The organism is Mesorhizobium sp. M7A.F.Ca.US.006.01.1.1 (genome assembly GCF_003997935.1).
Taxonomy (GTDB): domain Bacteria; phylum Pseudomonadota; class Alphaproteobacteria; order Rhizobiales; family Rhizobiaceae; genus Mesorhizobium.
The window spans coordinates 1-12,319 of record NZ_RZQL01000211.1 but is presented as its reverse complement, the minus strand read 5'-3'; the positions used below and the strand labels follow the sequence as shown (position 1 = coordinate 12,319).

Genomic DNA, 12,319 nt, shown 5'->3' with positions numbered 1-12,319 from the left:
GCGGCCGAGGCTGCCGGCGCCATCACCCCGGTGCCCGGCGGCGTCGGCCCGATGACCATTGCCATGCTGATGGCCAATACGTTAGCCTCCGCCTACCTTGCGGCCGGATTGAAACGGCCGTCCTTCTGACCCGCCAGAAAGCCGCAGCTTTGCCGAACCCCACTATTCCCTTGGAACGGCCGGCGATGACCGATCCCGTTCAAGGCGGCCGGCAGTTCGCTTTCCTGCTGGTCGACAAGTTCTCCATGTTCTCGCTGGCTGCCGCGATCGATACGTTCCGGTCGGCGAACCGGCTGCTTGGCCGCGACTTCTACGGTTGGACGACGGTGTCGGCCGATGGCGATCCGGTGATGGCCTCCAATGGCCTGCCGCTCAAGATCGACTATGCCGTGGCCGACCTGCCGCCGGTCGATATCCTTTTCGTTTCGGTTGGGCTGACGACGGAATTCCCCGGCAAGAGCAAGGTGCTGGCGGCTTTGCGAAGCTGGGGCCGCCGCGGTAATGCGCTGGGTGCCCTGTCGGTCGGCTCCTACCTGCTGGCCGAGGCGGGCCAGCTCGAAGGCTATCGCTGCACCATCCATTGGGAAAACCGTGCCGGCTTCGTCGAGCGCTTCCCCGACATCAACTGCACCGGCAACGTCTTCGAGATCGATCGCAAGCGCTACACCTGTGCCGGCGGCACCACTTCGATCGACCTGATGCTGGAGATCGTGCGCGGCGATTTCGGCTCGAACCTCGCCAATGGCGTCGCCAACCAGTTCCAGCACGAACGCATCCGCTCGGCCGGTGACCGTCAGCGCGTCGGACCCGAACGCGACCTGACCGGCAAGTCGGAGAAGCTCAGGCGCATCGTCGAACTGATGGCCGACCACCTCGACGAGCCGCTGTCGGCCGTGCAACTGGCAAAATCCGCCGGCCTGTCGGTGCGCCAGGTCGAACGCCTGTTCCTGCGCCATCTCAGCGTCACGCCAGGCCGTTATTACATGCGGCTGCGGCTGGAACGGGCGCGCGAACTGCTGCGCCAGACCAACATGCCGATCCTCGACGTGGCGATCGCGACCGGCTTCACCTCGCATTCCTACTTCGCCCAGAGCTACCGGCTGCAATTCGGCAGGCCGCCCTCGGAAGAGCGCCGCACGACCTACTGAGCGGGTTTCGTTTTCGTTGAAAAGTTCGGCATTCGGCCCCGGCGCATCGGGCCAGGGCTACGAATTCGAATTAACGGTTTCCTTCGGAGCCTTCGCCGCGCGCAGGCTGACGGGTGCAACAAACGAAAAACCCGCCAGAGCGGCGGGTCACCGGCGCAAATCAGCACCATGGGCAAAAATGTACCATAGCTGAGTGCATCGAGTCAAGAAAAAATTCCTATCTTGGAAACTGCCGGCACGGCCGACACCGCCGAACTGGCTGTCGTCGGGTCTTTGTTAAGCTGAGTTCGGAGCCCTGCGCACCGGGCGCCCGGACTTGTGTCCCGGCGCCACGTCAAATAGCTTGCCGCCCGGATCAGGGGCGGATTTAGGAGATTTCGATGGCGGGACTTGCACGGGGCATCGCTGCGGCGATCCTCCTTTTGTCGATGACAACGTTCGGCTTCGCCGCAAACAAGGTCATCATCATTCTCGATGCGTCCGGCTCGATGTGGGCGCAGATCGACGGCAAGCCCAAGCTCGAAATCGCCCGCGAGTCGCTTCGAACCGTGCTTCAATCGGTTCCCACCGACGACGAGATCGGCTTCATGGCCTATGGCCATCGTGAAAAGGGCAGCTGCGACGACATCCAGTTGATCGTGCCGCCGCAGGCAGGTTCGGGCAGCGTCATTTCGGCCGCCGCCGACAGCCTGAAATTCCTCGGCAAGACGCCGCTGACGGCGGCGGTCAAACAGGCGGCCGAGGCGCTGAAATACACCGAGGACAAGGCGACCGTCGTGCTCATCACCGACGGGCTCGAAACATGCGGCGGCGACCCCTGCGCGCTTGGCAAGGAGCTCGAGGCATCCGGCGTCGACTTCACCGCCGATGTCGTCGGCTTCGGCCTCACCGCCGACGAGGGCAAGCAGATCGCCTGCCTCGCCGACAACACCGGCGGCAAATACATCCAGGCCTCCGACGAGAAGGCACTGCAGGAGGCGCTTGCCGAGACCGTGGCGGCGCCGGTGCCGGCTCCTGAACCGGTTCCCGCGCCAGCCCCGACACCCGCGCCCGAGCCGGCCAAACCGGACTTCAATTTCCAGCCGACAGTGGTGATGGCCGAAGGTGGTGAGCCGATCACCGACGGCAACGCCTGGGAGATCTACAAAGCGGATGCCGACGGCTCGCGCGGCGCGGCGGTCACCACCGAATATGGCGCCTACAACGGCAATCTCGAGCCGGGCGACTATATCGTCGTAGCACGCGACGACGAGGCCAGGGTGGAGCAGAAATTCAAGATCGAGGCCGGCCAGGTCTACAAGCCGCTCTTCACCTTGAACGCAGGCACCATTCTCATTCATCCGCGGCCAAGCCAAGGCGCCGACATCAGCGACGCGGCCAGCCTCAATTTCGTCTATCCGGGCGGCAGCACCACCCACTATGGCGACACCAAGATCATCGTGCCGGCGGGCGAACAGAAGATCACGGTTCAGATCGGCGCCGGCACCGTCACCGAAACCATGCAACTGGCCGCCGGGCAGACGGTCGAGAAGGACGTCATTGTCGGCGTAGGTCATGTCGTGCTCAACGCCTTCTACATCGCCGGCGGCGACAAGGCCGACAGTTCCGGCCTCGGTTTCGAGATCGTCAAGGCGAAGAAGAAGATCGACGGCACGCGTGACAGTGTCGAGCATTCCTATGGACCGGACAGCAAGTTCTGGCTGCCACCGGATGACTATGTGGCGCTGACCACGCTCGACCTTGCGGTCGTCGAGCATCCGTTCAGCGTCAAGGTCGGTGATGCCATGGATATCAAGGTGCCCCTCGATGCCGGGGTGCTGGCCATGTCGGCCCCCGGTGCCTATTCGATCGAGATCCTGTCGGCGAAAAAGGACATAGAGGGCAAGCGCAAGGCGCTTGGCCTGAACTATGGCGACACCTGGCAGCAGACCGTTCCGGCCGGCGACTATGTGATCGTCCGCCACATGTCCGATGCGGGCCAGGAGAAGGAAATGCCGGTGACGGTCAAGGCTGGCGAACGCAGTGAGATCACCGTCACGCCGTGACTGCCTTGTGACCGACAGCAGAAAGGGGCGGCCACGAGCCGCCCTTTTTCATGGACAGGATGGTGATCGCGTCAAGCCGTGCCGAAGGCGCTGGCGCCATGATCGGCGCGGCCGACCAGTTGCCGAAAGCCGGCAAACAGCTCGCGGCCGAAACCGAACTCGTTGCCGATGAGATCGGCATCCGCCGTCCGGCGTAGCGCGAAGTCGCCGGCCGGCACCAGCACTTCGAGTGTGCCGGCGTCGGCGTCGAGCCGGATGATGTCGCCTTCGTGGATCCTGGCGATCGGGCCCTCCTCGACCGCTTCCGGTGTGACATGGATCGCCGCCGGCACCTTGCCGGAGGCGCCCGACATGCGCCCGTCGGTGACAAGCGCCACGCGCTGGCCGCGATCCTGCAGGATGCCGAGCACGGTGGTCAGCTTGTGCAGTTCCGGCATGCCGTTGGCCTTCGGCCCCTGGAAGCGGATGACGGCGATGAAATCGCCGGTCAGCGTGCCGGCCTTGAACGCATCGTTCAGCCCTTGCTGGCTGTCGAAGACCCTGGCCGGCGCCTCGATGATACGCCGCTCCGGCTTCACCGCGGAAGTCTTGATGACGGCGTGGCCGAGATTGCCTGACAGCACCTTCAGGCCGCCGGTCGCCTGGAATGCCTTGTTGAACGGCGCCAGCACCTTTTCGTCGCCGCTTGCCTTCGGCGAAGCCTCGCGCACCACGCCTCCGTCGGCGCCGAGCTTTGCCTCGACCGCATAAGGCCGCAGGCCTTCGCCCCACACCGTCTGCACATCCTCATGCAGGATGCCTTCGTCGAGCAGCTCGCGGATCAGGAAGCCGAGCCCGCCGGCGGCGTGGAAATGGTTCACGTCGGCGAGGCCGTTCGGATAGACCCGCGCCAGCAGCGGCACCGCTTCCGACAGGTCGGAAATATCCTGCCAGGTGATGGCGATGCCGGCCGCCGCCGCCATGGCGATCAGGTGGATGGTGTGATTGGTCGAGCCGCCGGTGGCGTGCAGGCCGACGACGCCGTTGACGATCGAGCGCTCGTCGATCATCCGGCCGACGGGCGTATAGGCGTTGCCGAGCGCGGTGATCGCCAGCGCCCGCTTCGTCGCCTCGCGGGTCAACGCCTCGCGCAGCGGCGTGCCGGGGTTGACGAAGGAAGCGCCCGGCGTGTGCAGGCCCATGATCTCCATCAGCATCTGGTTGGAATTCGCCGTGCCGTAGAAGGTGCAGGTGCCCGGCCCATGATAGGATTTGGACTCGGCCTCCAGCAGTTCGGCACGTCCTGCCTTGCCCTCGGCGTAGAGCTGGCGGATCTTGGCCTTTTCGTCATTGGGCAGGCCTGATGTCATCGGTCCGGCCGGAATGAACACCGCCGGCAGATGGCCGAAGGTGAGTGCGGCGATGACCAGCCCCGGTACGATCTTGTCGCAGACGCCGAGATAGACGGCGGCGTCGAACATGTTGTGCGACAGGCCGATCGCGGCGGCCATGGCGATGACATCGCGCGAAAACAGCGACAGCTCCATGCCGGGCTGGCCCTGGGTGACGCCGTCGCACATCGCCGGCACGCCGCCGGCCACCTGGGCAATGCCGCCGGCTTCGCGGGCTGCATCCTTGATCAGCGCGGGGAAGGTCTCGAACGGCTGATGCGCCGACAGCATGTCGTTGTAGGAGGTGATGATGCCGAGGTTCGGCACCTTGTCGGCGCCAAGCGCCAGCTTCTCCGAGGGGCTGCACACCGCAAAGCCGTGGGCGAGATTGCCGCACGACAGCACGGCCCGGTTGGCGGTGCGGTTCGACGCCTCGGCGATGCGGCCGAGATAGCGCTCGCGGCCTGGCTTTGAGCGCTGGCGGATGCGTTCGGTGATGGCTTCGATGTCGCGTCTGGCAGTCATGGCGGTCGGTCCTTTCAGGCGAGGTCCCGGAAACATCCTCCCGCCGTTTGCCGGGACCAGTGTAGATCGAGAATCAGGGGGCCCAGAAAACCTCTAAGGGCTTATGTGCTGCGTCGAGCACGGCACGGATTGGCTTTCGCGGCCCGGGCGCCACCGCGCCGTCGAAGGCGATGCGCTTGTCCTCACCCTCTATGTGTAGCGCGATGAAGCCGGCTTCGACGATGCGCGCCAGCGACAGGGTCAGCCGCGGCTCGCCCGCACTTGCCGCGTGAACGGGCAGCACGATCCTGTCGGAAGACGGGTCGAGCAGCGTTGCCAGGTCGTCGGCATCGGGAAAGAACGAGGCGGTGTGGCCGTCCGGCCCCATGCCGAGCACGACGACATCGAGCGGCCATGGCAAGGACCGGAGCGCTGCATCATCGGACGAGGCCGCATCCTCGATGCTGGTGGCTTCGTGATAGAGCGGCACGAAACGAGCCGCCTTGGCCGCGTTCTGCAACAGATTGGCGGCCACCAGCCCGGCATTGGAGCGTGGCGAGGAGGCCGGCACGAAACGCTCGTCGACCAGCGTCACGATCACCTTGTCCCAGGCGATGGGTATCGCTGAAAGGGCGGCGAAGAATTTTGCCGGCGTGGTGCCGCCGGAGACGGCGAGCAAGCCCGTGCCGCGCTCGGCGATCGCCTTGGTCAGGCGACCGGCAACATGGCCGGCAAGGGCTGCCGCCAGTTCCTGGCGCTCGGTGAAGCCGTTCCAGCTATAGGCGGCGCTGTTCAATTGCTCTCGTGCCATGTCCGCCCGTCACGTTCGATCAGCGCTATCGAAGCCGATGGGCCCCAGGTGCCCGCCGTGTAGCCCTGCGCCTCCTGCCTGGCACTTTCCCAGGCATTCTGGATCGGGTCGATCCATTTCCACGCCGCCTCGACTTCGTCACGGCGCATGAACAGGGTCTGGTTGCCACGGATGACGTCCATGATCAGCCGTTCGTAGGCATCCGGGGCGCGGCCGTCGAAGGACTGCGCGAAACTCATGTCGAGCGAGATCTGGCGCAGCCGCATGCCGCCCGGGCCCGGATCCTTGATCATGATGAACTGCTTGACGCCTTCGTCGGGCTGCAGCCGGATGACAAGCTGGTTGGCGAAGATCGGTCCGGCGCTGTCGCCGAAGATCGAATGCGGGATCGGCTTGAATTCGATGACGATTTCCGAAACCCGCGTCGCCAGCCGCTTGCCGGTGCGGAGATAGAACGGAACGCCCGCCCAGCGCCAATTGCCGATCTCGGCCTTGATGGCGACGAAGGTTTCGGTGTTGCTGTCCTTGCCGAGTTCCTCGACATAGCCTTTCACCGCTCCGCCGGCCGAAGCACCGGCGCGATACTGCCCGCGCACGGTGTGCTTCGGCGCCTCGTTGCCGTTGACGCGCTTCAGTGCCCGCAGCACCTTCAGCTTTTCGTCGCGCACGGCGTCGGCATCCATCGACGATGGCGCTTCCATGGCGACGAGACACAACAGCTGCAGCATATGGTTCTGCACCATGTCGCGCAGCGCGCCGGCCTTGTCGTAATAGGTGACGCGGTCCTCCAGGCCGACGGTCTCGGCCACGGTGATCTGCACATGGTCGATATGGGCTGAATTCCACAACGGCTCGTAGAGCGCGTTGGCAAAGCGCAGCGCCATCAGGTTCTGCACCGTCTCCTTGCCGAGATAATGGTCGATGCGGAAGATCTGGCTTTCGTGGAAGTCGTCGCCGACTAGGTCGTTGAGCTTGCGTGCCGAATCGAGATCGCGGCCGATCGGCTTTTCCAGCACGATGCGCGAGTTCGGCGTGATCAGATTGTGCTCTTTCAGCTTGTGCGAGATGTCGCCGAACAGCGCCGGCGCCACCGCCAGGTAGAAGGCGCGGATGCGGTCGCTGTCGCCGATCGCCTTCTTGAGCTTGTCGAAGCCGGCGCCGCTCGTCGCATCGGCGGAGACGTAGGACAGCCGCGCCAGGAAAGTCTTCAGTTCCTTGGCGTCGATGTCGGCCGCTTTGACGTGCTCGGAGATCGCCTGTTTGGCGAAGGCCTGGAATTCTTCGTCGCTCATTTTTGAGCGTGAGGTGCCGATGATGCGTGTCGGCTCCGAAAACTGATGGTCACGCTGGCGATAATAGAGCGACGGCAGAAGCTTGCGCTCCGACAGATCGCCGGTGCCGCCGAAAATGATGAAGTCGAAAGGCTCGACGGGGATGATCTGGCTGGTCATGGTCTGTCCGCTTTGACGCCGGTCGCTGTGACGCGGCTGATATAATCTAATCGATTTAAATTTTCCAGTGCCATGGTGTCACATCTGGGTGTATGCGCCTGCCCCTTGACAGTCCGATGACCCGGAGGCTTGTCGACAGGCGCGGCTCCGGAAGCCTTCGCAGTTGCAGCATAGAGCGGGATCGACGCGAAAGCCAAAGGAGAAATCGGCGATGGCCGCACATCTTTCGACCAATTCGGTCAGAAGCAGTGGCCTCGCGCGGATGTGCGCCGTTGGCATACCGGTCGATAGGCGCCAATCATGAGCGGGAAAAGCATGCGTCTGGAAAACAAGGTTGCCGTCATCACCGGTGCTGCGTCGGGTTTTGGCGAGGGCATTGCCAAGCGCTTTGCGCAGGAGGGTGCCAGGGTCGTTGTCGCCGATCTCAACGCCAGGGGTGCGGAGCGCGTCGCCGGCGAGATCGGCGAAGCGGCGATCTGGACCCAGACCGATGTCTCGCTGCGCTCCGAATTCGACGAGATGATCTATGCCGCCAAAAGCGCCTTCGGCCGCATCGACATCATGGTCAACAATGCCGGTTACACCCATCGCAACGGCGACATGCTCAATGTCGACGAGGAAACCTTCGACCTGATCACCGCCGTCAACATGAAGGCGATCTATCACGCGGCACTGGCCGTGGTGCCGATCATGGACCGGCAGGGCGGCGGCGTCATCCTGACCACGGCCTCCACCGCGGGTCTGCGGCCGCGCCCCGGCCTCACCTGGTAGAATGCGTCGAAAGGCTGGGCGATCACCGCCACAAAGTCGATGGCGGTGGAACTGGCGCCGAAGAACATCCGCGTCAACTGCCTCTGCCCGGTTGCCGGCGAGACCGGCATGCTGGAGAAATTCATGGGCGCCGACACGCCCGAGATCCGCGAGAAGTTCCGCGCATCGATCCCGCTCGGCCGGCTTTCGACGCCGCTCGACATCGCCAACGCCGCACTCTGGCTGGCCTCGGACGAAGCCGCCTTCATCACCGGCGTGGCGCTGGAGGTCGACGGCGGCCGCTGCATCTAACGTTTATCGCCAAGAGATGGCCGTGGTTTTGGGAACGATATGAACAAACAGGGCCTGAAGCACATCGCCTGAATCCGTCAAGCGTGACGCGCTTAGATAGCTGTTCATGCTTGGTCCGGTTGACTTGACCATCCGGCTTCCCCAAAGTCATCAGGGCTTGGGACCAGCTATGCGATGAATGCCAGACTACGGAAAATTCGCGAGAACCTGTGGCAGCGGGTCAGGATCTACAAGGCAAGATATGCCCGCTCCAAAAGCAAGTCGATCTTCATCGGCGTAACCGGCAGCTCCGGCAAGTCGACCACCACGGCGCTGCTTGGGCATATATTGGCCGGCCACGGCTCCGTCCATGTCCAGCTCCTTTTCCATTCGCTGCAGATGCTGTCGAGGATGCTTTCGCGTCGCATCAGTGGCGTGGACTATGCCGTCGTTGAGGTGTCGGCGTCGGCGATCAATTCAATCAGGCCGATGGCCGAGTTGCTGCGGCCGCACGTCGCTGTCGTCACAATGGTCCGGCTCGAGCACGTCTCCAGCTTCAAAACCTTGGAGAATGTCGCTCGTGAAAAGCGCGCACTGGTCGAGGCGTTGGAACCGGGCGGCCTGGCCGTGCTCAACGCCGATGATCCCCATGTGCTCGCCATGGCATCCGCGCAACGCTTCGTCACATTTGGCGAGTCGGACGCGGCCGATTACCGTATCACCGACATCAGTGCAGCATATCCGCGCACGCTTGGCTTGAAGTTGCATTGGCGCGGCGGTGTGCTGGACCTCCAGACGGCATTTCCAGGGGAGCATTTCTCGCTGCCTGTGGTCGCGGCAGCGGCAGCGGCTCTCGAACTTGGAGTTCCTGCGCAGACCGTCAAGGACAGGATCGAGACATTTCAGCCCCTCGTGAACCGATGCCAGGTGATCAGCCCCGAGGGCGGCCCGCACTTCATTTTAGACTCCGTCAAGGCGCCGTGGCATTCGCTGCCACTTGCCTTGGACATGATTGCAAAATCAACCGTTGGCGAAAAGCGGATCGTTCTTGGCCAGTTGTCGGACTTTACCGATTCGACCGCAAAGTATGCCCGCGCCTACAAAAGCGCGCGCGAGATCGCGAACCGGGTGATCTATGTCGGCGAGCATGCGCATCGCTCGAAGGCCAGCCAGACCGACCGCGACACTGGCCGATTCGTCGAACTGCGCACACCGAAAGAGGTCTCGGATTACATCAGGCGGACAGCGGTGCCTGGCGAATTGATCCTGGTGAAGAGCTCTTCCAATCTTCATCTGGAACGTGTCGCACTCTCATGGACGCATGACATCAAATGCTGGATCGCGGACTGCGGCAAGCGGGACGACTGCCTGGCTTGCGGCCTCTATGGAGTGCCCTTCGAGGAACACCGGGATTTTCTCGCGAAGCGCAAACTTGCCCGCAGAAGACATCGTTTCGGGTGGTTGCTCGGCCGGTGACCAGGCTTGGCGGCTTCGTCTCGGTCAGCGCAGACAGCTGTCGTTGTCTCACGCGCCGGTCTTGATGTAACTCTTGTAGATCCAGCCGGTCTTGCCGTTGTAGGTGATCTGGCACCATTGCTTGCAGCTCATCACCTGCACCGAGGTTTTGGCTGGCACGGTACCGATGGCGGCGGCATTTTTCTTCGGGCCGCTTCGCATGGTCACGGCTCTCAGGATGCGTCCTGTGCCAGCGGCTGCGGCTTTCCTTGGCTTCGCCTTGGCCTGGCTGTCATCGCCCTCTGCCGCTGGCTCTTGAGCCGGCACTCGCGGTTGCACCTCGGGAATGGCGGCGGTTTGTGCGCCGTCGGGATGGTTGCCCGCGGCTGCGCTGGGCGCGGCTACCTTGGCAAGTTCGGTGGCGGCATCGGTATCGGCTGCCGGCTGCGCGAATGCCGCCGCCTGCTTGTCGGGTGCCTTGTCCGCCTGTTGGCTGGGAGCAGTCGAATCGGACGCGGATGCGGCCTTCGGCTGGGAACCGGTCCAGCGCGGATCGTTGGCGGCGAGTGCGGGGATGTCGGCTTGCGCGGCCGCCACAGCTGTTGGAATTGCGTCGGACTTGCGCGCCTGCGGCACGGTCGTCGCGGCGACCGCGGCCCCAACCGGGGTTATTTTTGTCGTCTTCACCGGAACCGTTGGAATGGTCTGTTCGGGGCTTGCTGCCGCTTGCCTGTCGCTGGCCGGCAATGCCAGCCACAGCGCCACGGCGGCGACGCCAAGCAGCGCGGCAGTGCCGATCGCGGCGATCACCAGATGCGAGTTCGAACGGACTTCCTGCCAGAAGGACGGCCGCATGTCGTATCCGAACTGCATGGCAAAGCGCCGACGTTCCGGCGTACCGAAACTGAAGGGCTCTCTCACTCTTGCCACCTCCATAAGCGGGCCGACGTTCTTTCGATCGGTGCCGGAAGTCCGGCGTCTGATCCGCATCGGTCCCAAAAACAACACGGGCAGGCCCGCAACAATCCCCGAACAATCGCCCAGAACCGGCAGCTTTCGCCTGCGATTGTGGCATCAGTACGCCATTATACGGGATTCTGCGCCTTTGCGGGAAATTGCGCAATGCGTCGCACGGGCAACAAATGTTACAATAAATATTACAATATTACATCAGGACGGTCGGCTAGATCCTGTCCCGCAGCGCAAACCAGTTGAGCGCCAGGAACAGCAGCGGCGTGCGGAAACGCCGGCCGCCAGGGAAAGGCGGGATTTTCAGATCCTCGATCAACTTCAGCCGGTCGCGGTTGCCGGCAACCATTTCGGCATAGAGCTTGCCGAAGAAGTTGGACAGCATCACGCCGTGGCCGGAATAGCCGCCGACCGAGATCACATTGGGCATCACTTCGCGCACGAACGGTTTTCTCGGCACGGTGATGCCGACATAGCCGCCCCAGCCATGCGTGATCTCGACATCCCTGAGTGCGGGGTAGAGTTCCGCGATCTGGCGGCGGATGTGGATGTGGATGTCCTTCGGGTCGTTGACGCCATAAACCTCGCGTCCGCCAAACAGCAGCCGCCCGTCCTTCGATTTGCGGAAATAGCGCACGACGAAGCGCGAATCGTCGACCGCCTCGCCGCCCGGCAGCACATCTGACTCTGCCCCCAGAGGCACCGTCGCGCCGATGAAGGAACCGATGGGCATGATGTGCGCGGCACTCGCCGGCTCGAGCGTGCCGCCATAGGCGTTGACCGCTATCAGGCATTTCTGGGCCGTCACCGTCCCTCTCGGTGTCGAAACCTTGACCTTGCCGCCACTGGAAATGATGCCGGTCGACGGCGTCCCCTCGAACAGCTGCGCGCCTGCAAGCGCTGCCACCCGCGCCGTGCCGATCACCAGCTTCATCGGATGGATGTGGCCGGTGCCGGTGTCGCGCGTGCCGCCGAAATAGGCGGTCGAGCCCAACCGCTCCGCCGTCTCCCTGGCATCCATGAACGAGATCTGCGGGTAGGAAAAACGGCTCGCCATGATCTCGGCATGCGCCTTGTAGTCGTCGACATAGCGCGGCTTGTGCGCCACCGAGAGCTGGCCCGGCATATAGTCGATATCGATCTTGTTGGCGGCAGTGAATTCGAGGAGATGCGCCTTGGCCTCTTCGGCAAGTTCAAACAGCGCCTTGGCGCGGGCCAAGCCATACTCGGCTTCCAGGTCCTCGGCCCAGGCACGCTGGCCGGTGCCAAGCTGCCCGCCATTGCGCCCGGACGCGCCATCGCCGAAGCGGTACGCGTCGATCAGCACGACATTGGTGCCCGCCTTGGCCAGATGCGCCGCCGCCGACAGCCCGGTAAAGCCGCCGCCGATGATGACGACATCGCATGTCCGGTCGCCATCCAGCGCCGGGTATTCAGGTCTCGGACCGGCTGTGTCCTCGTACCAGGAACGGCCGGGGGAGATCGGGGATTGGTAAGGCATGATGCTCGCAGGGGAGTAGGGGAG

8 protein-coding genes and 2 pseudogenes are annotated in these 12,319 nt (G+C 63.6%); 5 read left to right on the top strand and 5 right to left on the bottom strand.

Annotated features, from left to right (window positions below):
* From EN943_RS28260 to EN943_RS28250, 3 genes and pseudogenes are all read left to right on the top strand, one after another.
* Positions 1 to 129: pseudogene (locus tag EN943_RS28260) on the top strand (bifunctional methylenetetrahydrofolate dehydrogenase/methenyltetrahydrofolate cyclohydrolase); the annotation flags it as partial.
* Positions 130 to 185: 56 nt separating this feature from the next.
* Positions 186 to 1,148, top strand: coding sequence for a GlxA family transcriptional regulator (locus tag EN943_RS28255; protein WP_013530232.1), 963 nt, complete (start codon positions 186 to 188; stop codon positions 1,146 to 1,148).
* A gap of 380 nt (positions 1,149 to 1,528) precedes the next feature.
* Positions 1,529 to 3,193 (top strand): VWA domain-containing protein, encoded by a 1,665-nt coding sequence (locus tag EN943_RS28250; RefSeq protein WP_127415508.1) that lies wholly within the window; start codon positions 1,529 to 1,531, stop codon positions 3,191 to 3,193.
* A 71-nt stretch (positions 3,194 to 3,264) separates the two neighbouring features.
* Here the strand turns inward: EN943_RS28250 and edd are convergent, their stop codons facing one another.
* From edd to zwf, 3 genes are all read right to left on the bottom strand, one after another.
* Positions 3,265 to 5,088, bottom strand: coding sequence for a phosphogluconate dehydratase (edd, locus tag EN943_RS28245; protein WP_127415507.1), 1,824 nt, complete (start codon positions 5,086 to 5,088; stop codon positions 3,265 to 3,267).
* Between the two features lie 73 nt (positions 5,089 to 5,161).
* On the bottom strand, positions 5,162 to 5,878 hold the full coding sequence (gene pgl, locus EN943_RS28240) for a 6-phosphogluconolactonase (protein ID WP_127415506.1): 717 nt from the start codon (positions 5,876 to 5,878) through the stop codon (positions 5,162 to 5,164).
* Entirely contained in the window at positions 5,860 to 7,329 is a 1,470-nt protein-coding gene (gene zwf / locus EN943_RS28235) for a glucose-6-phosphate dehydrogenase (protein ID WP_127415505.1), read from the bottom strand. The genes pgl and zwf overlap by 19 nt, the downstream gene beginning before the upstream one ends.
* 315 nt (positions 7,330 to 7,644) lie before the next feature.
* Between zwf and EN943_RS28230 the strand changes: the two are divergent.
* Positions 7,645 to 8,391: pseudogene (locus tag EN943_RS28230) on the top strand (SDR family oxidoreductase).
* Between the two features lie 174 nt (positions 8,392 to 8,565).
* Positions 8,566 to 9,846 (top strand): Mur ligase family protein, encoded by a 1,281-nt coding sequence (locus EN943_RS28225; protein ID WP_127415504.1) that lies wholly within the window; start codon positions 8,566 to 8,568, stop codon positions 9,844 to 9,846.
* A 48-nt stretch (positions 9,847 to 9,894) separates the two neighbouring features.
* On the opposite strand, the gene EN943_RS28220 is transcribed toward EN943_RS28225, so the two are convergent.
* The gene (locus EN943_RS28220; RefSeq protein ID WP_164778417.1) at positions 9,895 to 10,746 is read right to left on the bottom strand and encodes an SH3 domain-containing protein; all 852 of its coding nucleotides are present in this window, start codon (positions 10,744 to 10,746) and stop codon (positions 9,895 to 9,897) included.
* A gap of 262 nt (positions 10,747 to 11,008) precedes the next feature.
* A complete protein-coding gene (locus EN943_RS28215; RefSeq protein ID WP_127415502.1) occupies positions 11,009 to 12,295 on the bottom strand; it encodes an FAD-binding oxidoreductase in 1,287 nt (428 codons plus the stop codon).
* Between the last annotated feature and the right edge of the window lie 24 nt (positions 12,296 to 12,319).